This is a genomic window from Pseudomonas sp. CCI1.1, from assembly GCF_034348165.1.
In the GTDB taxonomy this organism is placed as follows: domain Bacteria; phylum Pseudomonadota; class Gammaproteobacteria; order Pseudomonadales; family Pseudomonadaceae; genus Aquipseudomonas; species Aquipseudomonas paracarnis.
In genome coordinates this window covers 4,117,927-4,142,936 of sequence record NZ_CP133780.1, presented here as the reverse complement: position 1 = coordinate 4,142,936, position 25,010 = coordinate 4,117,927, and the positions used below count along the sequence as shown (strand labels likewise).

Here is a 25,010-nt window from a genome sequence, read left to right as displayed (position 1 = left end):
AACATAGCTATCGCAGGCAAGCCAGCTCCCACATTGACCGCATTCCTTCAGTTGGGGCCTTAGCCCAAGTTCTTGCCTAAGAGGGCATGGTAGAGCTCACTGTCCCCCAGTATCCCCACCACCTTGTTGTTGTCGTGCAGCACCAGCTTGTTGCCTGTCTGGTAGCGAATCTGCAGTGCATCGCGCATACCGATGTTCGAGTCCACCAGCGTCGGTACGCGGCCCAAGCCTTCCACGGCCTGCCCTGGCGCCCAGTTTTGCAGGTTCATCGCCACGCCATTCTGGCGTGCGCCCTGGATGGTGTTGCCTTCGGCCAGGTCCAGCCAGGAGTCGCCACCCGGATCAAGACACACCGAACCGTTCACGCGCTTGCAGTTGTCCAGCGTGCGCATCAGGCTACGTCCGCACAGCACGTTCAGCGGGTTGGTATGCGCAACGAAGGTGCGCACATAGTCGTCTGCCGGGTTCAGTACGATTTCTTCCGGCACGCTGTACTGGATGATCTTGCCGTCTTTCATGATCGCGATACGGCTGCCCAGTTTCAGCGCTTCATCCAGGTCGTGGCTGACGAACACGATGGTCTTGCTCAACTTGCGTTGCAGTTCCAGCAGTTCATCTTGCAAGCCTTGGCGGATCAGCGGGTCGAGGGCCGAGAAGGGTTCGTCCATCAGCAGGATATCGGCGTCCATCGCCAGGGCGCGAGCCAGGCCGACGCGCTGCTGCATGCCGCCGGACAACTCGTCGGGCTTCTTGTTGCGCCATTGGCTCAGGCCCACCAGTTCGAGTTTCTCGTCCACCAGTGTGCGTCGTTCTTTCTCTGGCCGGCCCTGCATCTCCAGGCCGAAGCTGATGTTCTCGCGCACCGTCAACCAAGGCATCAGGGCGAACTTCTGAAACACCATGGCGATGCGTTTGGTGCGCATCATTTTCAGTTCGGCGGGGGTGCAGGAGGCGATGTCGATCTGACGCCCTTCATGCTCCACAAACAGCTGGCCACGGCTGACGGTATTGAGGCCGTTGATGCAGCGCAGCAAACTGGATTTGCCTGAGCCCGAGAGGCCCATCAGCACACAGATCTCGCCTTTCTCGATATCCAGGCTGGCGTTCTCGACGCCGACGATCTGCCCGGTCTTCTTCAGGATTTCGTTACGGCTCATGCCCTGGTCCAGCAGCTTGAGCGCTTCGCGTGGGTCTTTGGAAAAGATCACGTCGACTTTGTCGAATCGGATAATGCTCATGCATCACCCCCTACTTTAGCGTCGGGTTGTTTGCAGATACGGTCGAGCATGATGGCGAGCAACACAATGGCCAGGCCCGCTTCAAAGCCCAGGGCAATATCGGCGGTGTTGAGTGCGTTGACCACCGGCTTGCCGAGGCCGTCGGCGCCTACCAGGGCCGCGATCACCACCATCGACAACGACAGCATGATGCATTGGGTAATGCCTGCGGCGATGCTCGGCATGGCGTGGGGCAGTTCAATGCGCGAGAGCAACTGGCGGCGCGAGCAGCCAAAGGCCTTGCCGGCGTCCATCAATTCTTGCGGGACGTCGCGGATACCCAGGTAGGTCAGGCGGATCGGCGCGGCAATCGCGAACACCACCGTGGAAATCAACCCAGGCACCACACCCAGCCCGAAGAGGGTCAGGGTAGGGATGAGGTAGACGAAGGTCGGCACGGTCTGCATCAGATCGAGTACCGGCCGCATCATGGTGTAGAACATTGGTTTATGCGCGGCAACAATGCCCAGCGGCACACCGATGACCACGCAGACCAGGGTGGCGAACAGCACCTGTGCGAGGGTTTCCATGGTTTCCTGCCAGTACCCCAGGTTGAGGATCAGCAGGAAGGAGGCGATGACAAAAACAGTCAGTCCCCATTTACGTTGAATAAAGTGAGCCAGCAGCGCAATCAGACCGATCAATGCCAGTGGATTGAACCAGGTCAGCGCAAACGTCACGCCGTGGATCATCGTTTCCAGTGTCGATGCGATTGCGTCGAAGTAGTTGGCACCGTGTTGGGTCAACCAGTCGACGAAGGCAGCGATGTACTGGCCTAGTGGGATTTTCTGTTCAGTCAGCATGGTAGTGAATGTCCACATGCGAAGGGGAAAACATCCCAGGCCAGCGCACCGGCCTGGGGTCAGCGGGTGCTATTTGGCGAGGTAAGCTTTAACGGCATCGAGCCCTGGTTTGCCATCAACGGTGGTGACACCGGCGAGCCAGGTGTCGAGCACTTGCGGGTTCTTCTGCAACCAGGCCTTGGCGGCAGCGTTGGCCTTCATCTTGTCGTCCAGGACGTTCCCCATCAGGGTGCTTTCCATGTCGAGGGTGAACACCAGGTTTTTCAGCAACTGGCCGACGTTGCTGCATTCCTGGGTGTAGCCTTTGCGGGTGTTGGTGTAGATGGTGGCCTGGCCGTAATTGGGGCCGAACGAGTCGTCACCACCGGTCAGGTACTTCATCTTGAAGCGGGTGTTCATCGGGTGCGGTTCCCAGCCGAGGAACACGATGGCCTGGTTGCGCTTGGAAGCGCGTTCAACCTGGGAGAGCATGCCGGCTTCGCTGGATTCGACCACCTTGAAGCCGGCGGTTTTCAGGCCGAAGGCATCTTTGTCGATCAGTGTCTGGATGGTGCGGTTGCCATCGTTGCCCGGCTCGATGCCGTAGATCTTGCCGCCCAGCTCATCCTTGAATTTGGCGATGTCGGCGAAGTCTTTCAGGCCCTTCTCATACAGCGCTTCTGGGACCGCCAGGGTGTACTTGGCGTTCTCCAGGTTGGCGCGCACGGTTTCCACGGTGCCGGCATCACGGTACTGCTTGATGTCGTTTTCCATGGTCGGCATCCAGTTGCCGAGGAAAATGTCCATGTTCTTGCCGTCGGCCAGGGACTTGTAAGTCACAGGTACCGAAATCATCGTGGTGCGCGGCTTGTAGCCCAGGCCCTTGAGGATCTCGCTGGTGGTCGCGGTGGTGACGGTGATGTCGGTCCAGCCGACATCGGAGAAGTTGACGGTCTTGCACTGTTCCGGTTCTGCGGCGTATGCCACGACTGGCAGACTCAGCATGGCGGCCAACAACAACGAGGGTGAACCTTTCATGTGGGTAGACTCCTGTGTCTTTTCTGGCGGCATTCGCCGCGCTTTATAAGTGTTGCGGTTGGAGCGTGCGACAACAGCTCTGGCGCGGTGCCTTGCAAACGAGTCGAGACTGATCATGTACCAGTGAAAATCTGACGCCTACAGGGGGCGTCGTATCCAGTACAGGGAGGGTCGCATCCAGTACCGATGACGTCGCTTACAGGTTTTTCCTAAGGTAAAACTGCTGTTTTTACCCGTCTGCACCGCAAAAAACGGCCAAAACTGGCGTTCGCACGCGAGCGCCGCTGGTGAGCATGAGTGCGTCGGTGTGAGACGCCGTGATGACGAATAAAAGCTTGATGATGCCGCCATCTGGGCGATCTGAGCGTAGCACCTCGTTCAAGCCCGGCCCGTGCTTATCGAGGAGTTTCACGTTAATGGCTATCAGCGTTTTCGACCTGTTCAAGATCGGCATCGGGCCTTCGAGTTCGCACACCGTGGGGCCCATGCGCGCCGCGGCGTTGTTCGTTCAAGGGTTGCGTGAGCGTGGGTGGCTGGAACAGGTGCAGCGTGTCGAAGTGCAACTGTACGGCTCGCTGTCGGCCACCGGCATCGGCCACGGCAGCGACACCGCCACCATCATGGGCCTGATGGGCGAATGGCCAGACGCAATCGACCCCACGCAAATCGGCGCCCGCATTCACACCCTGCGCGAAACCGACACGCTGCTGCTGGACGGGCGTTTGCCGGTGCCCTTTGTGTGGGCGCGGGACATGCGCTTGCTCGACGAAAACCTGCCGTTCCATCCCAACGCCATGACCCTGGTGGTGTTTGGCGAAAACGGCGAGCTGCACCGCGACACCTATTACTCGGTGGGTGGCGGTTTCGTGGTGGATGAAGCCCAGGCCCAAAGCGGTGTGGCGGACATGGACCGTACCGAGCTGCCCTATGATTTTTCCAGTGCCGTGGAGCTATTGCAGCTGTGCAAGACCCACAACCTGCGCGTTGCCGAACTGATGCTGGCGAATGAAAAAACCTGGCGCAGCGAAGAAGAAATCCGCAGCGGCCTGATGAAACTCTGGCGCGCCATGCAAGATTGCGTGGAGCAGGGCCTCAAGCACGAAGGTATCCTGCCCGGCGGCTTGAACGTGCGCCGTCGCGCTGCCAAGTTACACCGCAGCTTGCAGGAGCTGAACAAGCCCAATGTGATCGGCTCGACCTTGAGCGCCATGGAATGGGTCAACCTGTTCGCCCTGGCGGTCAACGAAGAAAACGCCGCCGGTGGGCGCATGGTCACGGCGCCCACCAACGGCGCGGCGGGAATCATCCCGGCGGTGCTGCACTACTTTATGAAGTTCAGCGAAGAAGTCACCGAAGCCAACGTGGTCGACTACCTGCTGGGCGCGGCGGCGGTGGGCATCCTGTGTAAAAAGAACGCCTCGATTTCCGGTGCCGAAGTCGGTTGCCAGGGCGAGGTCGGTTCCGCGTGCGCCATGGCAGCAGCCGGGTTGGCTGAAATCCTCGGCGCCACGCCGGAGCAACTGTGCAACGCCGCCGAAATCGGCCTGGAACATAACCTCGGCCTGACCTGCGACCCGGTGGGCGGCCTGGTGCAAGTGCCGTGTATCGAGCGCAATGCAATTGCGGCGGTGAAGGCGATCAATGCGGCGCAAATGGCGTTGCGGGGCGATGGCCAGCACTTCATCTCGTTGGACCGGGTGATCCGCACCATGCGTGATACCGGGGCCGATATGCATGACAAGTACAAAGAGACATCACGAGGTGGGTTGGCGGTGAGTGCGGTTGAATGTTGAGTCAGTGACATGATCGTTCCCACGCTCCGCGTGGGAATGCAGCCCCGGACGCTCCGCGTCCCAGGGGTGACGCAGAGCGTCACAGGATGCATGCCCACGCAGAGCGTGGGAACGAGCTGAACAGAGGAGCACCATTGCTCACAAAGTGAACACCCTCAGCCAAAATCGCCACCTTTTAGCGCGTCGCAAATAGATAAGTAGCTTCCGAACGAATTCCTCCACGATCACACGCCTGATGTGCTTTGGGTGACAGACTTCTCCTACGCCCGCAAAGCGCCTTCCCACAAGTGCTACCGATCTGCTCACACCCCTTGAACCTCGCCCGTTATGCGTCATATCCCGCACTTCACGCGTGGGCTCATATAGACGCATAAACAGGTCGTTTTCAGGAGTTCTTGAATAGCCATTCAATTTTAGGCATGGCATTTGCTCTATCAATTTCAAAGCCTCGCCTTTCCAGGACGAGTGCAATAACAAGAGCCTCGCCTGAGGCCACCACCCGCTTTGTGTGATGTGAGGAGATACCGCGATGACGTCGACCAACTCCGGGGCCCAACCCCAGAACCGTGCGCCTCAATCCATCGGCTTTTTGCTGCTGGACAATTTCACGCTGATTTCCCTGGCGTCAGCCGTGGAGCCACTGCGCATGGCCAACCAGCTGTCCGGCCGCGAGCTGTATCGCTGGACAACCCTGAGTGTCGACGGCAACCAGGTGTGGGCCAGTGATGGCCTGCAAATCACACCCGATGCCTCCATGCACAAAGCCCACGTCCTGGACACGGTCATCGTGTGCGGCGGCGTCGGTATCCAGCGCACCGTCACCCGTGAACATGTGTCGTGGCTGCAAAGCCAGGCACGCCAGTCTCGTCGCCTTGGCGCGGTGTGCACCGGCAGCTGGGCCCTGGCCTGCGCCGGCTTGCTCGATGGCTTTGATTGCAGCGTGCACTGGGAATGCCTGGCGTCGATGCAGGAAGCCTTCCCGCGGGTGGCCATGAGCACGCGTCTGTTCACCCTCGATCGCAACCGCTTCACCAGCTCCGGTGGCACCGCGCCCCTGGACATGATGTTGCACCTGATCAGCCGCGACCACGGCCGTGAATTGTCGGCCGCCATCTCCGAGATGTTCGTGTACGAACGCATCCGCAACGAACAGGATCACCAGCGTGTGCCGCTCAAGCACATGCTTGGCACCAACCAGCCGAAGCTGCAGGAAATCGTCGCGCTGATGGAAGCCAACCTCGAAGAGCCGATCGACCTGGACGAACTGGCGGTGTATGTCGCCGTGTCGCGCCGGCAGTTGGAGCGGCTGTTCCAGAAATACCTGCACTGCTCGCCGTCGCGTTATTACCTCAAGCTGCGCCTGATTCGTGCACGGCAACTGCTCAAGCAGACCCCCATGTCGATCATCGAAGTCGCGTCGGTGTGCGGGTTTGTGTCCACGCCGCACTTTTCCAAGTGCTACCGCGAATACTTCGGCATTCCGCCACGGGATGAACGCGTAGGCTCCAACACCACCCAGCAAGTGGCGATGATGCCGATTCCGCCGGCACTGGTGTTGTCACCGTTGTCGGGGCCGATGTCGGCGTTGAGCCAGGCGCGCAATGAGTCGACCTTTGCCAGTGTAAGGCTCTAGGCCGAGCCGTCTGCATCGCAGGCAAGCCAGTTCCCACCTTGGAATGCGTTCCCCTGTGGCAGCTGGCTTGCCTGCGATAGCGGTATTTCAGGCGCCAGAGCTTTGTTTGAACTGCATCAGCGCCGGCAGCAACTGCTTGTCGATCGCCTGCCTCACCGCTGGCAAAATCGTCGCGCTGCCGCTGTACATCTGTTCCACCATGCCCTTGAGCGCCTTGGCCCGCGCTTCGCTCAACCCGCGCACCGCACATTCGCAAGCCTGCTCGGCGGTAGCGCCGCTGGACACGTCAAAACCCAGTGAGCGCAGTTGGCTCAGCAGGTCATCCTGGTCAATCAAATCCGCGTGCATCATGACGGTCATCCTGGTGTAGAGAGCGGGAATTGACTTGGATTCTGGTAGGCCCCAGGACTGGCGGCAAGGGCAGAATCCACCGATGGCTCGGATGGCTATGAACAGGTCGTTTTCGAGGTGCTTGACCCGGCCCGTAACGGGCACACTGAACCCAGGCACGCAGCTTGAAGGTTTGGTCACCCTCGAAATGCACGGCTCACACAAAGCACTCTGCCCCGATCCCGTCACGGCTGGATCGGGGCTTTTTTTTGCGCGGGCAGCCCGATCACCCGGCCGAGCAGGGCTGGCCGGGGTAGATCGGCGTGTGCCTGGCTGAGAGCGATGAGTTTTTCCAGGGTCGCGCCGGCAAACGGCGCCGACTGCGGCCCGGCCAGATCGACATGCAGCAGCATTTGTTCGTTACCCGCCAACTCGCGCTCTTCGCCCACAAGGTGCAGGCTGTGATAGAGGTGCAGGCGCTTGGCGTCGTGGGCGATCAGTTGGGTATGCACCTCAACCTCGGCGCCGAGCTTTACCTCATGCAGATAGTTCAGGTGCAACTCCAGGGTGAACAGCGAGTGGCCGCTGGCTTCGCGGTTTTCGCTGTCCAGCCCCAGGGTGTCCATCAGCGCATCGGTGGCGTAGCTGAAGATCAGCAGGTAGAACGCGTCACGCAGATGGCCGTTGTAGTCAACCCAGTCGGGCAGGATTTTGGTGGTGTAGGTGGTCAGTGCGGGCATGGCATTAATCCAATTTGGTATGCGGTCAAATGTGGGAGCTGGCTTGCCTGCGATAGCAAGGGTGAGGCCACCGCCATCGCAGGCAAGCCAGCTCCCACAGGGTTATTCGGCGAAGCTCATGCCGTGCTTGGCCTTGGTTGTTTTTACGGCTTCCAGCACCGCCAGCAGGCAGTCATCACGATAGCGCTCCAGCGCCGAGATGCTGCGGTTACCCAACTGCTCAGCGGTGCCATCGACCACATCATCAATCAGCTTTTCAGTCAATTCAGGCGCCGGTAGATAAGTCCACGGCAACTGCAACGCCGGGCCGAACTGGGCCATGAAGTGGCGCATGCCAGCATCGCCGCCCGCCAGCGTGTAAGTGAGGAAGGTGCCCATGAACGACCAGCGCAACCCGGCACCAAAACGAATGGCATCGTCGATTTCGCCGGTGGTCGCCACCCCGTCATTGACCAGGTGCAGCGCCTCTCGCCACAGCGCTTCCAGCAGGCGGTCAGCAATAAACCCAGGCACTTCCTTGCGTACATGCAGCGGGCGCATGCCGAGGGATTCATACACGCTGATTGCTGCCTGGATCGCCTCTGGCGCGGTGTTTTTACCGCCCACTACCTCTACCAACGGCAACAGGTAGACCGGGTTAAAGGGGTGGCCGACCACGCAGCGTTCCGGGTGGGTAGAGCCCTCATAGAACTCGCTGGGCAACAGCCCAGAGGTGCTCGAACCAATCAAGGCATTCGGCTTGGCCGCGGCGCTGATCTGGCTGTGCAATTGCAGCTTCAACTCCAGGCGTTCGGGAGCGCTTTCCTGGATGAAGTCGGCGTCTTTTACGCAGTCTTCGATGGTAGCGACAAAGCGCAGGCGGTCCTGGGAGGCGCCGGGCGCCAGGCCCTGTTGTTCAAGGGCGCCCCAGGCGTTGGCGACGCGTTTACGCAAGGCCGCCTCGGCACCGGGGGCGGGGTCCCAGGCCACTACATCCAGGCCATGGGCAAGAGCACGGGATACCCAGCCGCTGCCGATGACACCGCTGCCCAACGCAGCAAAGGTTTTGATTTCGGTGATAAAGCGCATGGCATATTCCTAAAGTGTTCGATGGGCCTTTGTGGGAGCCGGGCTTGCCCGCGATGGCGGCATTGCAGGCTACAAAGATGTGGCAGATTTACTGGCCTCATCGCGGGCAAGCCCGGCTCCCACAGGGTTGTGTGGTGTCTGTGTTAGCCGCGTTGGGTCAGGCCCATCTTGATGCGGCCTTCGGCTGGGGTCAGGACCCTTGCGCCCAACCGGCTGAGAATTTCACTGGCGCGTTCCACCAGTTGGCCATTGGTGGCGAGCACGCCCTTGTCCAGCCACAGGTTATCCTCCAGGCCCACCCGTACGTTGCCCCCCAACAGCACCGCTTGCGCGGCCATTGGCATTTGCATGCGACCAATCCCGAACCCTGCCCACACCGCGTCGGCGGGCAGGTTGTCGACCATGGCTTTCATGGTGGTGGTGTCGGCCGGTGCGCCCCAGGGAATGCCCAGGCACAGTTGGAACAGCGGGTTATCCAGCAGTCCTTCCTTGATCATCTGCTTGGCGAACCACAGGTGGCCGGTATCGAAAATTTCCAGCTCAGCCTTTACGCCCAATTCCTGGATACGTCTGGCGCCAGCCCGCAGTTGCGCCGGGGTGGACACGTAAATGGTGTCGCCATCGCCGAAGTTCAGCGTGCCGCAGTCCAGGGTGCAGATTTCCGGCAGCAGTTCTTCAACATGGGCCAGGCGGGTCAGCGGGCCCACCAGGTCGGTATTGGGCCCGAACTCCATGGGATTCTCGCCGCCACCGATCTCCAGGTCGCCACCCATGCCGGCGGTGAGGTTGACGATGATGTCGATGTCGGCCTCGCGGATGCGCTCCATCACTTCGCGGTACAGCGCGACGTCGCGACTGAACTTGCCGGTCTCGGGGTCGCGTACGTGGCAATGCACGACCGTGGCGCCGGCCTTGGCGGCCTCCACGGCAGCGGCTGCGATTTGTTTGGGTGTGACCGGCACGTGGGGGCTTCTGGCGGTCGTGTCGCCAGCACCGGTGAGTGCGCAGGTGATGATGACGTCGTGGTTCATGAGGCGGTTCCTTACAGGCGGGTGATTTCAAGGCGCAGGGCGCCGTGTCGCGGCCTGGAGCGGCTGCGACACGGTGGTCCAAATAGGGTTATTTGCGGGTCAGTTGCAGGTTGGCAGCAGCCGGCTTGCCGTCGAAGGTGGTCACACCCTCCAGCCAGCGCGCCTGGTCTTGTGGGTGATCCTTGAGCCACTGCTTGGCGGACTCGATGGCGTCCTTGTGATCCAGCAGCGGTTGCATCATGCGGCTCTCGTCGGCGGCGGTGAACGTCAGGTTGGTCAGCAACTTATGCACGTTGGGGCACTGCTCGGCGTAGGCCGGCGCGGTCACGGTCCATACGGTGGCCATGCCTTCGTTCGGGCCCAGGGCATCTTCGCTGCCGGTGAGGTAAGTCATCGCCACATTGACGTTCATCGGGTGCGGCGCCCAACCAAAGAACACCACGGCTTCCTTGCGGCGCACGGCACGGTCCACGGCCGCCAACATGCCGGCTTCGCTGGACTCCACCAACTGGAACTTGCCCAGGCCGAACTGGTTCTTGGCGATCATCGCCTTGATCTGCGTATTGGCGCCCGAGCCCGGCTCGATGCCATAAATCTTGCCGCCCAGCTCTTTCTCGAACTTGGCGATGTCGGCAAAGGTTTTCAGGCCCTTGTCCGCCAGGTAGGTGGGTACTGCCAGGGTGGCGCGGGCGTCTTGCAGGCTGGGTTTTTCGAGGACCTTGACTTGCTTGGCGTCGACGAACGGTGTGATGGTCTGGGTCATCAGCGGGTTCCAGTAGCCAAGGAACAGGTCCAGGCGCTGATCACGTATACCGGCAAAGATGATTTGCTGGGACGCGCTGGTTTGTTTGGTTTTGTAGCCCAGGCCGTCGAGCAGTACTTGAGCCATGGCGCTGGTGGCGATGACGTCAGTCCAGTTCACCACGCCCATGCGCACGTTCTGGCAAGAAGCGGCGTCCGCTGCCATGACGGTGTTACTCAAGATGGCGCTGGCGCTGAGTGCGAGTGCGCAGCGGCTGATCAGTCGGTTCATGGGTGGAGCCCTCGGCAGGTCGTTATTGTGGGTGCCGGCGTCTTTGTGCGCCGTGGGATCACGTTACGCAGCTTGGCGCCCCGCAAAGCGCACGGCGGCGACCCGCTCTTGCACTGCAGCGACCTGTGCTCTTGAATGGCCGGTTGAACTGGCGTATCACAGTGACCACGCTGCCCGTCCGACGAGAGCGCCACCATGTTCCAGGATGTCTATTTCTTGCTGATGCCGGGGTTCTCGGCCCTCGGTTTTATCTCCGCGCTGGAACCGTTGCGCGTGGCCAATCGCTTTCGCGGCGAGCTGTACCGCTGGCACATCTTGAGTGCCGATGGCGGCGCGGTACTGGCGAGCAACGGCATGTCGGTCAACGCCGACGCCGCGCTTGAACCATTGAAAAAAGGCGCGACTTTACTGGTGGTGGCTGGCTTCGAACCCCTGCAGTTCGCCACGCCCGCCCTGGAGCATTGGCTGCGCCGCCTCGACCATGAGAGTGTGACTCTTGGTGCCATCGACACCGGCGCCTGCGTGTTGGCCGAAGCGGGCCTGCTTGACGGCCACCGCCTGACCTTGCACTGGGAAGCCATCGACGCCTTCAAGGAAGCCTATCCGCACCTGAGCGTGACCCAGGAACTGTTCGAAATCGACCGGCGCCGCATCACCTGCGCCGGCGGGACCGCGTCCATCGACTTGATGCTCGATCTCATCGCCCAGGCCCACGGCCCGGAGCTGGCGATCCAGGTTTCCGAGCAATTCGTACTTGGCCGCATCCGCCCCCGCAAGGACCACCAGCGCATGCAGATCGCCACGCGCTACGGCATCAATAACAAGAAACTGGTGCAGGTGATCGGCGAAATGGAACAGCACACCGAACCGCCCCTGAGCACCTTGGCCCTGGCCGAAACGATCAAGGTCACCCGACGCCAACTGGAGCGGCTGTTTCGCCTGCACCTGAATGACACCCCCAGTAATTTCTACCTGGGCCTGCGCCTGGAAAAAGCCCGAAAACTGCTGCGCCAGAGCGACATGAGCGTGCTGGAAGTGAGTATTGCGTGCGGGTTTGAGTCACCGTCGTATTTCACCAGGAGCTATCGCGCAAGGTTTGCCAAATGCCCGCGGGAGGATCGGCGACGGGAGGTGGTTTGACGGACAATTATAGTCAATTATACTCTTGGCTATAATTTATAGTCATTTCCATAATTGAGTATAAAACCATGTCCAAGCACAGCGGCTTTGTGTTTCGCCGCCCCACCCTGGCAAGCAGTATTGCCGATGGCCTGGTGGGGGCCGGTATTCAGGATTTCACCTCCGGCCTGTTTCTCGCGGCGCCCCGACGCACGGGCAAAAGCACTTTTTTGCGCGAAGACCTGATTCCGGAATGTCAGCTGCGGGGCTGGCTGGCGGTGTATGTCGACCTGTGGGCCGACAAGGAAAAAGACCCCGCCGAGCTGATCGCGAGTGCCATTGCGGGGGCATTGGTGCCGTTTGAAAAGGGTATTCGCAAACTGGCAAAAAACATTGGCATCGAGAAACTAAGCTTTCTGCGTACGCTTTCCTGGGACTTTACCAAGCCACAATTGCCTGTCGGTGCGACGCTGACCCAAGCGTTGGAATTGCTCCATAGGGCTGCAGAAAAACCCGTTGTACTGGTGATTGACGAAGCACAGCACGCATTAACCACCGAGTCAGGTATCAATGCGATGTTCGCGTTGAAGGCTGCCCGGGATCAGCTCAACCAAGGCCGTGACGAGGAGGGCAGCGGTTTGCGCCTGGTGTTTACCGGATCCAATCGCGACAAACTCGCCCATTTGGTATTGGGTAAAAGCCAGCCATTCTTCGGTTCCAGCATCACGCCGTTTCCGCTGCTGGGCAAAGCGTTCACCCAGGCCTACACCGTGCACCTCAACGCGCACCTAGCCCAGAACAACCAATTCAACGCGGCTGATATTGATGAGGCGTTTGAGCGGGTAGGTCGGCGTCCCGAGATGTTGCGCACGATCATCGGTGAAGTCGCATTGGAGTTGGGCGAGGCGAGCAATCTTGGCCAACTGCTGCACAGTCGCGCAGAACTGCTGCGCGCGGGTGTATGGACCGAGTTCGAAAGCGCCTGGAACGCCCTGACCATCCCGCAGCGCGCCGTGCTGGAGGTGATGGTGGAGCGTTCTCAAAACAACGAACCCTTCGCGCCATTCACCGATAGCACCCTCACGGCGGTCAGCAAGGCGCTGGAAAAGATGGGTAGCGACGTGGTGCCGGGTACCCAGACCATCCAAGCCTGCATCGATGCCCTGCGCGACAAGGAACTGGTGTGGAAGTCGAGCCGAGGCGGCTATGCCCTGGAGGACAACACCTTCGGTGATTGGCTGCAACACAAGAGCCTTACACCGCGCTAAAAGGCCGGCTTCTAAAGAGAGCGGAGGTGGTTTATTTCTTTACCAGGGCCGAGCATGCCGCCTTGTAGGCTTCATGCTGATACTTGTTAAGCGTCGCTGGCAGATCAAAGGTGTGCTTTTTGTTCTGCGCATTGATGGTCTGCGGCGACAACAGCGTCACCTCCACCCCCTCCAGCAGTTGAAGCACCCCTTCAATCTTGAACGTCGTTGGGCCACCGGCGAATTCACCTTTTTTGCTGCGCTTCTTGATGGCGATGCGAGTGATGGCGTTGTCCTGCACAAACGCTTTCACCTGAGCGGCGAAGGCTTTGACGTTGGCCGCTTCATCGTCATCGTCGAGGGCGATTTTCTTGGTCGCCAGGGCGACGTGGGTCAGCGCCTGGTTGTCCAGGGCGGCGAGGGCGATGATGGCTTCGCTGCCTTTGATTTCGATGCCGCAAATAATCATGGCGTTGCCTTGAGCAGGAAAAGAGGGCACGGATGGTAACAGGCTCGGTTCGTTCGAGAGGAGCTGACCATCCGTCGGAGATAGTGCTGATACTGTCAGATCTGACAGTAGATCTTGATGGGTTCCCCAACTAGATTCGCAGCAGGGGCCGGCACGCGGTCCCATGTTTTTGCGACGAGGGGGGCGGGCAATGAATATTCGCAAGGAAATTCGAAAACTGAGCGGGCCTGAACGGCTAGCGTTTACCAATACGCTGTTGGCCCTTAAGGGTAATGGCGGATACGACAAGTATGTGCATTGGCATCACGCAGTGATGGTACCTACCGTTCACCCTGATGAACCCCAAGATCCCGACTATCGTAATGGCGCCCACTTGGGGCCGGCTTTTTTACCCTGGCATCGTGAAATGTTGTTGCAGTTGGAAGCCGACCTTCAGGCCATCACGCCCGGTATCACGCTGCCTTACTGGGATTGGACATTGGACGCGGCAGACCCGACGAATTCGCCGGTGTGGGAGCAAAGCCTGCTGGGGGGGGACGGTGACGCTGCCGATGAATTCAGGGTGCAGGATGGACCCTTCGCGTACCGATACGGCAATTGGCCGGTGCCTGCCTATCCGGAAGATGGGCTGCCGGGGGCGGGGTTAAAGCGCCAGTTCTCACGTTTGGTCAACTCGCTGCCGACGGCCGCGGACTTGCAGATGGCAATGAATGAAGAGCTGTATGACGAGCCGAACTACACGTCGAGTCCGTTCAATAGAGGCTTTAGAAACCGACTCGAAGGCTGGATCACTCAGAAGGGCGACCCGCAAGTCACCACCCCTGGTTCTCAATTGCACAACCGCGTCCATTTATGGATTGGCGGCAACATGCTGGCGATGACCTCGCCCGAAGATCCAGTATTTTTTCTGCATCATTGTTTCATCGACAAAATCTGGGCCGACTGGCAGGCGCAAATGATGCTGGATAAGCCCGCACTGGCGCCTCATTACTGCCCGATGCAGGATGGCCCCACCGGGCATAATTACGATGATGTGATCAAACCCTGGACTCGTCGTATCCGTGAGGTGATGGATATCACCGCGCTGGGGTATGCCTACGAGCCAGCCTCACCCTTGACCAAAAGGCCGTTCAAGTCACCTTTCATGGCTTGAGCGTGGCGCAGCCCTTTGCGCGGCCTGGTCGCGTGAAGGGTGTTTACTCCTGCCCAATCGACTCCAAAAACTCCGACCGCTCATCACTCATCCGCGCCAGGCAGTCGTTGTGCGCAATCGCATAGGCCTTGGTGCCGGTGACTGCCGGGAAGGTGTCCACCGCACAATCGGCATCCCGCAGTTTTTCCCACTTTTGCTGCGCGTCCTTCAGACGGGCGGTAATGTCCGCCAGTTTGGTCTTGTCGCTGCCGTAGGTCGAACCCATGCGCTCCAGCAACCCCTGATAGTTATCCTTGAGCAATTGCTCGGCGGTGGTTTTGTTATAGGTGGCGCATTCCAGGGTTTGCTGGTCGTTCTCGATGCCGTCGCACGGCGTGCTGTCGGTGTCTTCGGCCGCGTGGGCGGTGGTTGCGATGAGTGCCAAAGCCAGGAAAATCGATTTCATTGCGCCGTCTCATATCACGTGATGCGCAATTCTGGCTCAAGCGTCAGACAAAGAACAGCCGCCAGTCAGGCATGTCTGCATAGCCTTTGTCGTGGATTGACGCTTTCGGCAATTCCCCTGTCGTTTTTGCACCCGGCTCCGTCGGTGCCTGGGCATATGCTGGCCCCAAAGCGCCGGCAGACGATTCGGCGCATGAATCGCCAATAAGGGGACGCCTGATGAGCCCAGCCGAGTTGCACGCCGACAGCATCGTTATCGACGGTCTGATTATTGCCAAGTGGAACCGCGACCTGTTCGAAGACATGCGCAAAGGTGGCCTCACCGCCGCCAACTGCACGGTGTCGGTGTGGGAAGGCTTCCAGGCCACGATCAATAACATCGTTGCCAGCCAGACCCTGATCCGTGAGAACAGCGACCTGGTGATCCCGGTGAAAACCACCGCTGACATCCGCCGCGCCAAGGAGCAGGGCAAGACTGGCATCATCTTCGGTTTCCAGAATGCCCATGCCTTTGAGGACCAGCTCGGCTATGTCGAGATCTTCAAGCAGCTCGGCGTTGGCGTGGTGCAGATGTGCTACAACACCCAGAATCTGGTGGGCACCGGTTGCTATGAGCGCGATGGCGGCCTGTCGGGTTTCGGTCGTGAGATTGTCGGCGAGATGAACCGCGTCGGCATCATGTGCGACCTGTCCCACGTGGGCTCCAAGACCAGCGAAGAGGTCATCCTCGAATCGAAAAAGCCAGTGTGCTACTCGCACTGCCTGCCGTCCGGGCTTAAAGAGCACCCGCGCAACAAGTCCGATGAAGAGCTGAAGTTCATCGCCGACCATGGCGGTTTTGTCGGCGTGACCATGTTTGCGCCGTTCCTGGCCAAGGGCATCGACTCGACCATCGACGACTACGCCGAAGCCATCGAATACACCATGAATATCGTCGGTGAAGACGCCATCGGCATCGGCACCGACTTCACCCAGGGCCATGGCCAGGATTTCTTCGAAATGCTCACCCATGACAAGGGCTACGCCCGCCGCCTGACCAGCTTCGGCAAGATCATCAACCCGCTGGGCATCCGCACCGTGGGTGAGTTCCCCAACCTCACCGAGACCCTGCTCAAGCGCGGCCACAGCGAGCGCGTGGTGCGCAAGATCATGGGCGAGAACTGGGTCAACGTGCTCAAGGACGTCTGGGGCGAATAAGCCACTGCTCGCTTAATCCTTCACCCGCCGCCATCCGCGTGGCGGGCATCAAAACGAATTTTCTGGAGTTAAGTTTCCATGGCCAAGATCGCCCCGCAATTGCCAATTGAAGTCGACAGCGAAACCGGTGTCTGGACCTCCGACGCCCTGCCGATGCTGTACGTGCCGCGTCATTTCTTCGTCAACAACCACATGGGTATCGAAGAAGTGCTGGGCGCTGATGCCTACGCCGAGATCCTTTACAAGGCCGGCTACAAGTCCGCCTGGCACTGGTGTGAAAAAGAAGCTGAATGCCACGGCCTGGAAGGCGTCGCGGTGTTCGAGCACTACATGAAGCGCCTGTCGCAACGCGGCTGGGGCCTGTTCAAGATCCAGGACATCGACCTGGATAAAGGCACCGCTAGCGTCAAGCTGGAACACTCGGCGTTCGTCTACGTGTACGGCAAGGTCGGCCGCAAGGTGGACTACATGTTCACCGGCTGGTTTGCCGGCGCCATGGACCAGATCCTTCAAGCGCGTGGCAGCAAGATTCGCACTGTCGCCGAACAAGTCTACGGAGGCTCCGAAGAGGGCCACGATGATGGTTTGTTCACCGTCAAACCGTTGTAAGCCGAGGACCGTGCCATGGCTTTCGAAGCAATGTTCCAGCCGATCCAGATCGGCAAACTGACCATCCGCAACCGGGTGCTCAGCACTGCGCATGCCGAGGTGTATGCCACCGACGGCGGCATGACCACCGACCGCTATGTGAAGTACTACGAAGAGAAAGCCAAGGGCGGTATTGGCCTGGCGATCTGCGGTGGCTCCTCCGTGGTGGCCATCGACAGCCCGCAGGAATGGTGGGCGTCGGTGAACCTGTCCACCGACCGCATCATCCCGCACTTCCAGAATCTGGCCGATGCCATGCACAAGCATGGCGCCAAGATCATGATCCAGATTACCCACATGGGCCGGCGCTCGCGTTGGGACGGCTTCAACTGGCCGACCCTGATGTCGCCGTCCGGCGTGCGTGAGCCGGTGCACCGTGCCACCTGCAAAACCATCGAGCCGGAAGAAATCTGGCGTGTGATTGGCAACTACGCCCAGGCTGCGCGTCGGGCCAAGGCCGGTGGCCTGGACGGGGTGGAGTTGTCGGCTGTGCACCAGCACATGATCGACCAGTTCTGGAGCCCGCGGGTCAACAAGCGTACCGACGAGTGGGGCGGCAGCTTCGAGGGCCGCATGAAGTTCGGCCTGGAAGTGTTGAAGGCCGTGCGTGCCGAAGTGGGGGATGACTTCTGCGTGGGCATGCGCCTGTGCGGCGACGAGTTCCACCCGGACGGCTTGTCCCACGAGGACATGAAGCAAATCGCCAAGTATTACGACGACACCGGCATGCTCGATTTCATCGGCGTGGTGGGCTCGGGTTGCGACACCCACAACACCCTGGCCAACGTCATCCCGAACATGAGCTACCCGCCGGAACCGTTCCTGCACCTGGCGGCCGGCATCAAGGAAGTGGTCAAGGTTCCGGTGCTGCACGCGCAGAACATCAAGGACCCGAACCAGGCCACGCGTATTCTGGAGGGCGGCTATGTGGACATGGTCGGCATGACCCGTGCGCACATCGCCGACCCGCACCTGATCGCCAAGATCAAGATGGGCCAGATCGACCAGATCAAGCAGTGCGTGGGCGCCAACTACTGCATCGACCGCCAGTACCAGGGCCTGGATGTGCTGTGCATCCAGAACGCTGCGACCTCCCGTGAATACATGGGCGTGCCGCACATCATCGAGAAGTCCACCGGGCCCAAGCGCAAGGTGGTTGTGGTGGGGGCCGGCCCGGCCGGGATGGAAGCCGCGCGCGTGGCGGCTGAACGTGGCCACGACGTGACGCTGTTCGAGAAAAAGGAGTTTATCGGCGGGCAAATCACCACGGCATCGAAAGCGCCGCAACGTGACCAGATCGCCGGAATCACTCGTTGGTATCAACTGGAGCTGGCGCGTTTGAAAGTCGACCTGCGCCTGGGTGTTGCAGCCGATGCCGAGACCATCCTGGACGTGCGTCCGGACGTGGTGGTGCTGGCGGTGGGCGGGCACCCGTTCATCGAGCAGAACGAACACTGGGGCGCCGCCGAAGGCTTGGTAGTGAGCAGTTGGGACGTGCTCGACGGCAAGGTTGCGCCGGGCAAGAACGTGCTGGTGTACGACACCATCTGTGAATTCACCGGGATGTCGGTGGCCGACTTCCTGGCCGACAAAGGCAGCCAGGTGGAGATCGTCACCGACGACATCAAGCCAGGCGTGGCAATCGGCGGTACGTCGTTCCCCACGTACTACCGCAGCATGTACCCCAAGGAAGTGATCATGACCGGCGACATGATGCTGGAAAAGGTCTACCGCGAGGGCGACAAGCTGGTGGCCGTGCTGGAAAACGAATACACCGGCGCCAAAGAGGAGCGGGTGGTGGACCAGGTGGTGGTGGAGAACGGCGTGCGTCCGGACGAGGCCATTTACTACGGGCTCAAGGAAGGTTCGCGCAACAAGGGCCAGATCGACGTTGAAGCGCTGTTTGCGATCAAGCCGCAGCCATGCCTGAGCGAGGCGGGCGAGGGGTACTTGCTGTTCCGCATTGGTGACTGTGTGGCCCAGCGCAATACCCACGCCGCCATCTATGACGCCCTGCGCTTGTGCAAGGATTTCTGACGCACCTGATCGTTCCCACGCTCTGCGTGGGAATGCCGCCCTGGACGCTCCGCGTCTGCTTTTAAGGTCGTGACGCAGAGCGTCACAGGATGCATGCCCACGCAGAGCGTGGGAACGATCTTAGTGGGAGCTTCACCATGCTGAATACCCTTCTTCCCATCCTGCTTTTTGCCGCCCTGGGCCTCGCCGTCCTCGGCGCCTTGCGCCGGGTGAACATGTGGCGCCGTGGCCGCTCGTCCAAAGTCGACCTGCTGGGCGGCCTTTTGGCCATGCCCAAGCGCTACATGGTCGACCTGCACCACGTGGTCGCCCGTGACAAATACATCGCCAACACCCACGTAGCCACGGCGCTCGGCTTTGTGCTGTCGGCGCTGCTGGCGATCCTGGTGCACGGCTTCGGCCTGCAGAGCCGCATTCTTGGCTATGCGCTGCTGCTGGCATCGACATTGATGTTTGTCGGCGCGATCTTCATGTACCTGCGCCGCCGCAATCCGCCTGCCCGCTTGTCCAAAGGCCCGTGGATGCGCCTGCCGAAAAGCCTGATGGCGTTCTCGGTGAGCTTCTTCCTGGTGACCTTGCCGGTGGCCGGGATTCTGCCCGCCGATTTCGGCGGCTGGCTGCTCGCGGCTTTGCTGAGCGTGGGCGTGCTGTGGGGCGTGTCCGAAATGTTCTTCGGCATGACTTGGGGCGGGCCGATGAAACACGCCTTCGCCGGTGCCCTGCATCTGGCCTGGCACCGTCGCGCCGAGCGCTTTGGCGGTGGCCGCTCCACCGGTCTGAAGCCGCTGGACCTCAGTGATAAAACCGCACCGCTGGGCGTGGAAAAACCCAAGGACTTCACCTGGAACCAACTGCTCGGCTTCGACGCCTGCGTGCAGTGCGGCAAGTGCGAAGCGGCGTGCCCGGCGTTTGCCGCCGGCCAGCCATTGAACCCGAAAAAACTCATCCAGGACATGGTGGTCGGCCTGGCCGGTGGCACCGATGCCAAGTTCGCCGGCAGCCCGTACCCCGGCAAACCAGTGGGCGAACACGGCGGCAACCCGCACCAGCCGATCGTCAACGGCCTGGTGGACGCCGAGACCCTGTGGTCGTGCACCACCTGCCGCGCCTGCGTGGAAGAGTGCCCGATGATGATCGAGCACGTGGACGCCATCGTCGACATGCGCCGTCATCTCACCCTGGAAAAAGGCGCTACGCCGAACAAGGGCGCCGAAGTCCTGGAAAACCTGATCGCTACCGACAACCCCGGCGGTTTCGCACCCGGTGGTCGTCTGAACTGGGCGGCAGACCTGAACTTGCCGTTGCTCAGCGACAAAGGCAGTTGCGATGTGCTGTTCTGGGTCGGCGATGGCGCCTTCGACATGCGTAACCAACGTACCCTGCGCGCCTTCGTCAAAGTGCTCAAGGCCGCCAAGGTCGACTTCGCCGTGCTTGGCCTGGAAGAACGCGACAGCGGTGACGTGGCGCGGCGCCTGGGCGATGAAGCGACATTCCAGCTGCTGGCCACGCGCAATATTCAGACCCTGGCCAAGTACAGCTTCAAGCGCATCGTCACCTGCGACCCGCACAGTTTCCATGTGCTGAAAAACGAATACGGTGCCTTCAACGGCAACTACCGGGTGCAGCACCACAGCACCTTCATGGCCGAGCTGATTGGCGAGGGCGCGCTGAACCTGGGCCAGCACAAAGGCAACAGCGTGACCTACCACGACCCCTGCTACCTGGGCCGCTACAACGGTGAATACGAGGCGCCGCGCCAAGTGCTGCGGGCGTTGGGTATCGAGGTCAAGGAAATGCAACGCTCGGGCTTCCGTTCACGCTGTTGCGGTGGCGGTGGCGGCGCGCCGATCACAGATATCCCCGGCAAGCAACGTATCCCCGATATGCGCATGGACGACATCCGCGAGACCGGTGCCGAACTGGTGGCCGTGGGTTGCCCGCAATGCACCGCGATGCTTGAAGGCGTGGTCGAACCGCGCCCGTTGATCAAAGACATCGCCGAACTGGTAGCCGACGCGTTGCTTGAAGACGCCGCGCCGGCCAAAGTCCCCCTCAAGCGTGAACCTGCGGAGGTGCACTGATGAGCGATATTATCCGCCGCGACCCCCGGGCCGAATGGATCGCCCGTAACCGCCTGCACCCGTTGCACGCGGCGATGCAGCCGGTGCAACACAGCTGGATGGGGCCCAACGGTATCATTCGCAAAAACGTGCATGGTGTCGGTTTTATCGGGCCCAACGGCATCAAGCGCATCGACCGCAGCGGTGCCCAGCAGGGCGGCGCGGCCAAGCGCAGCGCGGCAGTGCAAGTGCAATTGCCGCTGCATCAGGTGCCGACCCCGGCGTTCTATATCAACGTGGTGCCGGACATGGTTGGTGGCCGTCTGAGCAGCCACGACCGTGACCTGCTTGGCCTGGCGCGCCAGTTGGCTGGCAGTGACGGCGCGGTATTGGCGGTGGTATTCGGTGAACACAAGGAAAGCGCCTTTGCCACGGCCGGCGTCGACCGTCTGCTGGTGCTGGAAGGGCATGAGTTCGAGGGTTATGCACCGGAGCAACGGGTGCAGGGCCTGCGCGCTGTGGATAACCAATTCAGCCCGCGCCACTGGTTGCTGCCAGATAGCCGCAGCGGTGGTGGCGAACTGGGGCGACGCTTTGCCGCCAGCCTCAAGGAACGCCCGGCGACGCGGGTGTGGCAGATCAAGGGCGAGGAGTGCATCGGCCGTGCCGGTGCCGGCCAGGAAGACCTGGCGCGACCGTTGCCCCGTCTGATCCTCGCCGCCGCCGAATGTGCCGATCCGGTCAGCGAAACCCGCCACGAAGTCTTGCCCGTGGAGTTATCCACAGGCCTGGCGCGCAGTTTGCCGCGTATCGAAGATCTCGGCGCGGTGGCGGTCGACCCGGCAGCGATTCCGATGGCCGAGGCAGAGTTCATTTTCTCCGGTGGCAACGGCGTAAAGGACTGGGCGCTATTCCACCAGACCGCCGCGGCCCTGGGCGCCACCGAAGGCGCCTCGCGGGTGGCAGTGGACGATGGCTTCATGGCGCGCGATCGCCAGGTCGGCGCCAGCGGCACCTGGGTCACTGCGCGGGTGTACGTGGCCGTCGGGATTTCCGGGGCGATCCAGCACCTGCAAGGCATCGGTGCCTGCGACAAGGTGGTGGCGATCAACCTCGACCCAGGGTGCGACATGATCAAGCGTGCCGACCTGTCGGTGATCGGCGAAAGCGCCGCGATACTGCACGCCTTGATCGCGGCGGTCGAGACCTACCGCAACGGCGCCAAGCGCGATGCAGCCTGAGGATATGACCATGACCAACACTGTATTCAGCCTGGTGTCCATCGGCGCTCACCCCACCTCCGGGCGTCCACGCCGTGCCGAGCAGGACGCGCGCGCGGTAGAGTTGGGGCTGCAACTGGCTGGGGATAAGTTGCAGGTGCTGCACGCGGGTGATGTCAGCGAGCCGACCCTGCGCAGCTACCTGGGCAGGGGCCTGCCGCAACTGCAGGTACTCGAACAGCCGGCGGGCGCCGATGCGTTGCCGGTGCTCAGCGAGTATCTGCGCGACGCGGGCGCCCAAGTGGTACTGACCGGAAGCCAGGCAGAAACCGGCGAAGGTTCGGGGATGCTGCCGTTCCTGTTGGCCGAACAACTGGGCTGGCCGCTGATTGTGGGGCTGGCGCAGGTGGAGTCCATCGACGCCGGCGTAGCCCTGATGCTGCAGGCGCTGCCTCGCGGCCAGCGGCGGCGCTTGAAGGTGCGCCTGCCGTTTCTTGCCACTGTGGATAACGCCGCGCCCAAACCACGCCAGAGCGCCTACGGCCCGGCGCAACGGGGTGAGTTGGCAGCCCATGACGTCGAGATTGAACAGGATGAGTTATTCACAGACGCACTGCTGCAACCGGCCAAACCGCGGCCCAAGCGCCTCAAGGTGATCAAGGCCAAGAGCGGCGCCGATCGTATGAAAGCTGCCACAGCCAAGGCCAGTGGGGGTGGGGGGCAGGTGCTCAAGGGCGTCAGCGCCGAAGAGGGCGCGCAGGCGATTCTCAAGTTGCTGATAGAGGAAGGCGTGGTTCGCTAAGCTCTTCTGAAAAGATAGCGAGGCAAACGCTGTATACACCACAGCGTTTGTCTCGCAACAGACATTTTACTTCTCAGTCTTTCTTATCCCACGCATCGTTCCATTGGCTGCCTACACCAGGTTCGTAATAGCTGGGTGATTGCGAGCACCAGCCGCTATTTGGGTAGGGTTTGCACACATAATTGGCGCCCTTGTTAGATACAACGTCACGTGGCTTGTAAGGGGGGCTCTTGTTCGGCACGTACGCGGGGTATTCCCCACCGCCCGCTTCGACTATCGCCATGGCCTTGGAGTAACCCTTGACCTGTACGAATACCGAATTGACCTGCGGATCAGCCGTGTTGAACACAATGTCATTGCCGTCTTTTTCCCCTACTTTGGCGATGCTTGAAGGGATTTGATTGGCCAGTTGCGGGCCCCATATCTTCGCGTCCAGATTGTTTGCGTCAATGGGCAGGGTAATGTCTACGACCTCTTTCGCTTGTGGCGTGTTGTCCAGAATACGGAAGTGAACGGCGTTTCCTGGGGTGAGGTCTTTCATGACGGCATCGATGAATTGCCCCAGATCAAACCACCGCTCGGGAACGCCTGCCCCGATAATATTGATATCACTGCAGTTGTAGAATCCTTCCCCGGCCGGGTCAATTCGTTGCCATTGCACGAAGAGGGTCGCGTTGCCGAATTGTTCTGCAGGGATAGGCACTGGAAATCTGAAGTACCCCGAAGACGAAATGGCAGGCGGCCTGGTGCCCCAGTCGGTTTGAGCGACTGTCAGTTGCTCGGTATGGATAAGGACCAAATCATTCCAGGTCAGCGGTGCTGTGGTCGGATCAAAGCCAGGTTTTGTCAGGAATACCTTTGCAAAACTGGGGACGTGAGGGGCCGTACCGATGATGCGAACGTTCATTTTACCGTCGTGAGGCGTGACGTCCGTCCGGTACCAATCATTTGACACCAAGTTAAGGCCGTCTTTCTTCTTGTCACCTGCTGAACATAGCTGCCCATCTGGAACTGCTTTTTTAACGATTTCCGGGTCGTTATACCCCGGGGCAGCAATTAAATGGGCAACTTCATTCCATTGCTGGCCTGGATACTGTCCGCTTGTTTTGGCTAACGCCGCGCATCCTGGATCGCTGGGGTTTCCCGACCAGAAATCTGGAAGCGCTTTGCAATGAACCTGGCGTGATACCGGCTCATCGACGGCACCGTGTGCCATGACCAACAGGGGGGCCAGAAGCACCGCTGCCAGCAGCCACTTGATGAGAACGTTCGTATGTTGCTGTAAATTATTCATGCTCTAGTCCACCTTCAATTCAGACAAACAAGTTCCGAACTGCTGGAACGCTCAGTGTGTTGTTAGCGTTTTGTAAGCATCGATGGCATAGCGAATGTCTCGCAGCGAACGCTGCAAGTCGAGTTCCCGAATGTGTTGACCCATCAGCGCCGTCAGCGGATAAGCCACTGTCGAAAGCGTGGCCAGTGAGGCCAGCGTCAGTAGTAATTCAATCAGCGTAAAACCTTTGGCGCGGTGATGGCTGGGATTGCCCTGCCACGTCACCGGTCTATCTCCTCTTTTGCGCCAAGGACTTCTGTACTCACCTGGGCCAATGGATATAACTGCAAGAAAGAGTGTAGATGAAGTTTAAATTTGAGCGTTTCCGCACAAGGAACGGACAAGCGGGCAATTACCCACAATCGCTGTGCACGTGCCTGTGGATAAGGTGTTTGTGTTTGTCCGCAGGGCACGTATTTAAAGGTCTGTGCGCTATTGGCTGAAAAATGATCAGGCTAAGTGGCGGTTTTCTCTAGGGTTTTGGTGTGGATAAAGCTAAGCGGATTTTATAACTTGCCCCCAAAGTCTGTTGGCGGATCTGTGGATAAGATGTTCG

General features: G+C 60.3%; 23 protein-coding genes. 11 read left to right on the top strand and 12 right to left on the bottom strand.

Annotated features, from left to right (window positions below):
* Nucleotides 1–59: 59 nt before the first annotated feature.
* From choV to RHM69_RS18770, 3 genes are all read right to left on the bottom strand, one after another.
* Entirely contained in the window at nucleotides 60–1,238 is a 1,179-nt protein-coding gene (gene choV, locus RHM69_RS18780) for a choline ABC transporter ATP-binding protein (RefSeq protein WP_014720259.1), read from the bottom strand.
* The gene (choW, locus tag RHM69_RS18775; RefSeq protein WP_003194913.1) at nucleotides 1,235–2,080 is read right to left on the bottom strand and encodes a choline ABC transporter permease subunit; all 846 of its coding nucleotides are present in this window, start codon (nucleotides 2,078–2,080) and stop codon (nucleotides 1,235–1,237) included. Before choW ends, choV begins: the two co-directional genes overlap by 4 nt.
* Nucleotides 2,081–2,149: 69 nt before the next feature.
* The gene (locus tag RHM69_RS18770) at nucleotides 2,150–3,097 is read right to left on the bottom strand and encodes a choline ABC transporter substrate-binding protein (RefSeq protein WP_200600307.1); all 948 of its coding nucleotides are present in this window, start codon (nucleotides 3,095–3,097) and stop codon (nucleotides 2,150–2,152) included.
* A 416-nt stretch (nucleotides 3,098–3,513) separates the two neighbouring features.
* Between RHM69_RS18770 and RHM69_RS18765 the strand changes: the two genes are divergently transcribed.
* Both RHM69_RS18765 and RHM69_RS18760 read left to right on the top strand, forming a co-directional pair.
* The gene (locus tag RHM69_RS18765) at nucleotides 3,514–4,890 is read left to right on the top strand and encodes an L-serine ammonia-lyase (protein WP_014720257.1); all 1,377 of its coding nucleotides are present in this window, start codon (nucleotides 3,514–3,516) and stop codon (nucleotides 4,888–4,890) included.
* 529 nt (nucleotides 4,891–5,419) lie between these two features.
* Nucleotides 5,420–6,523 (top strand): GlxA family transcriptional regulator, encoded by a 1,104-nt coding sequence (locus tag RHM69_RS18760; RefSeq protein WP_200600309.1) that lies wholly within the window; start codon nucleotides 5,420–5,422, stop codon nucleotides 6,521–6,523.
* Nucleotides 6,524–6,610: 87 nt separating this feature from the next.
* Here the strand turns inward: RHM69_RS18760 and RHM69_RS18755 are convergent, their stop codons facing one another.
* The 5 genes from RHM69_RS18755 to RHM69_RS18735 all read right to left on the bottom strand — a co-directional run bounded on the left by RHM69_RS18755 (nucleotide 6,611) and on the right by RHM69_RS18735 (nucleotide 10,725).
* Complete coding sequence (locus tag RHM69_RS18755; protein WP_060766814.1) at nucleotides 6,611–6,874, bottom strand: hypothetical protein; 264 nt, start codon at nucleotides 6,872–6,874, stop codon at nucleotides 6,611–6,613.
* A 224-nt stretch (nucleotides 6,875–7,098) separates the two neighbouring features.
* Nucleotides 7,099–7,593 (bottom strand): thioesterase family protein, encoded by a 495-nt coding sequence (locus tag RHM69_RS18750; protein WP_014720255.1) that lies wholly within the window; start codon nucleotides 7,591–7,593, stop codon nucleotides 7,099–7,101.
* Nucleotides 7,594–7,695: 102 nt separating this feature from the next.
* The gene (locus RHM69_RS18745) at nucleotides 7,696–8,661 is read right to left on the bottom strand and encodes an L-carnitine dehydrogenase (RefSeq protein ID WP_014720254.1); all 966 of its coding nucleotides are present in this window, start codon (nucleotides 8,659–8,661) and stop codon (nucleotides 7,696–7,698) included.
* Between the two features lie 143 nt (nucleotides 8,662–8,804).
* Nucleotides 8,805–9,692 carry a 3-keto-5-aminohexanoate cleavage protein gene (locus RHM69_RS18740; protein ID WP_020302136.1) on the bottom strand — a complete coding sequence of 296 codons (888 nt, stop codon included), beginning with the start codon at nucleotides 9,690–9,692 and terminating at the stop codon, nucleotides 8,805–8,807.
* Between the two features lie 88 nt (nucleotides 9,693–9,780).
* A complete protein-coding gene (locus tag RHM69_RS18735; RefSeq protein WP_032902304.1) occupies nucleotides 9,781–10,725 on the bottom strand; it encodes a choline ABC transporter substrate-binding protein in 945 nt (314 codons plus the stop codon).
* Nucleotides 10,726–10,920: 195 nt separating this feature from the next.
* Between RHM69_RS18735 and RHM69_RS18730 the strand changes: the two genes are divergently transcribed.
* Together RHM69_RS18730 and RHM69_RS18725 are read left to right on the top strand one after the other, a co-directional pair.
* Nucleotides 10,921–11,865, top strand: a complete 945-nt coding sequence (locus RHM69_RS18730; RefSeq protein ID WP_032902306.1) for a GlxA family transcriptional regulator — start codon at nucleotides 10,921–10,923, stop codon at nucleotides 11,863–11,865.
* Between the two features lie 68 nt (nucleotides 11,866–11,933).
* On the top strand, nucleotides 11,934–13,112 hold the full coding sequence (locus RHM69_RS18725) for an AAA family ATPase (protein WP_038451791.1): 1,179 nt from the start codon (nucleotides 11,934–11,936) through the stop codon (nucleotides 13,110–13,112).
* A gap of 31 nt (nucleotides 13,113–13,143) precedes the next feature.
* On the opposite strand, the gene RHM69_RS18720 is transcribed toward RHM69_RS18725, so the two are convergent.
* A complete protein-coding gene (locus RHM69_RS18720) occupies nucleotides 13,144–13,560 on the bottom strand; it encodes a DUF3010 family protein (RefSeq protein ID WP_014720249.1) in 417 nt (138 codons plus the stop codon).
* A gap of 190 nt (nucleotides 13,561–13,750) precedes the next feature.
* On the opposite strand from RHM69_RS18720, the gene RHM69_RS18715 reads away from it, so the two are divergent.
* The gene (locus RHM69_RS18715; protein WP_032902308.1) at nucleotides 13,751–14,713 is read left to right on the top strand and encodes a tyrosinase family protein; all 963 of its coding nucleotides are present in this window, start codon (nucleotides 13,751–13,753) and stop codon (nucleotides 14,711–14,713) included.
* A gap of 43 nt (nucleotides 14,714–14,756) precedes the next feature.
* On the opposite strand, the gene RHM69_RS18710 is transcribed toward RHM69_RS18715, so the two are convergent.
* The gene (locus RHM69_RS18710; protein WP_014720247.1) at nucleotides 14,757–15,158 is read right to left on the bottom strand and encodes a lysozyme inhibitor LprI family protein; all 402 of its coding nucleotides are present in this window, start codon (nucleotides 15,156–15,158) and stop codon (nucleotides 14,757–14,759) included.
* Between the two features lie 218 nt (nucleotides 15,159–15,376).
* Here RHM69_RS18710 and RHM69_RS18705 point away from each other — a divergent pair, with 218 nt between their 5' ends.
* The 6 genes from RHM69_RS18705 to RHM69_RS18680 all read left to right on the top strand — a co-directional run bounded on the left by RHM69_RS18705 (nucleotide 15,377) and on the right by RHM69_RS18680 (nucleotide 23,121).
* A complete protein-coding gene (locus tag RHM69_RS18705; protein ID WP_014720245.1) occupies nucleotides 15,377–16,354 on the top strand; it encodes a dipeptidase in 978 nt (325 codons plus the stop codon).
* A 78-nt stretch (nucleotides 16,355–16,432) separates the two neighbouring features.
* Nucleotides 16,433–16,963 (top strand): DUF5943 domain-containing protein, encoded by a 531-nt coding sequence (locus RHM69_RS18700; protein ID WP_008033249.1) that lies wholly within the window; start codon nucleotides 16,433–16,435, stop codon nucleotides 16,961–16,963.
* Nucleotides 16,964–16,978: 15 nt separating this feature from the next.
* Nucleotides 16,979–19,039 (top strand): dimethylglycine demethylation protein DgcA, encoded by a 2,061-nt coding sequence (gene dgcA / locus RHM69_RS18695; RefSeq protein WP_014720244.1) that lies wholly within the window; start codon nucleotides 16,979–16,981, stop codon nucleotides 19,037–19,039.
* Nucleotides 19,040–19,176: 137 nt separating this feature from the next.
* Entirely contained in the window at nucleotides 19,177–21,120 is a 1,944-nt protein-coding gene (dgcB, locus tag RHM69_RS18690; protein WP_019817451.1) for a dimethylglycine demethylation protein DgcB, read from the top strand.
* A complete protein-coding gene (locus RHM69_RS18685; protein ID WP_014720242.1) occupies nucleotides 21,120–22,340 on the top strand; it encodes an electron transfer flavoprotein subunit alpha/FixB family protein in 1,221 nt (406 codons plus the stop codon). Before dgcB ends, RHM69_RS18685 begins: the two co-directional genes overlap by 1 nt.
* A gap of 10 nt (nucleotides 22,341–22,350) precedes the next feature.
* Nucleotides 22,351–23,121, top strand: a complete 771-nt coding sequence (locus RHM69_RS18680; RefSeq protein WP_322255308.1) for an electron transfer flavoprotein subunit beta — start codon at nucleotides 22,351–22,353, stop codon at nucleotides 23,119–23,121.
* A 73-nt stretch (nucleotides 23,122–23,194) separates the two neighbouring features.
* Here RHM69_RS18680 and RHM69_RS18675 read toward each other — a convergent pair whose 3' ends face one another.
* Together RHM69_RS18675 and RHM69_RS18670 are read right to left on the bottom strand one after the other, a co-directional pair.
* Nucleotides 23,195–24,415: a lytic polysaccharide monooxygenase gene (locus tag RHM69_RS18675; RefSeq protein WP_038451788.1), complete on the bottom strand. Its 1,221-nt coding sequence runs from the start codon at nucleotides 24,413–24,415 to the stop codon at nucleotides 23,195–23,197.
* 51 nt (nucleotides 24,416–24,466) lie between these two features.
* On the bottom strand, nucleotides 24,467–24,679 hold the full coding sequence (locus RHM69_RS18670; RefSeq protein ID WP_014720239.1) for a prepilin-type N-terminal cleavage/methylation domain-containing protein: 213 nt from the start codon (nucleotides 24,677–24,679) through the stop codon (nucleotides 24,467–24,469).
* Between the last annotated feature and the right edge of the window lie 331 nt (nucleotides 24,680–25,010).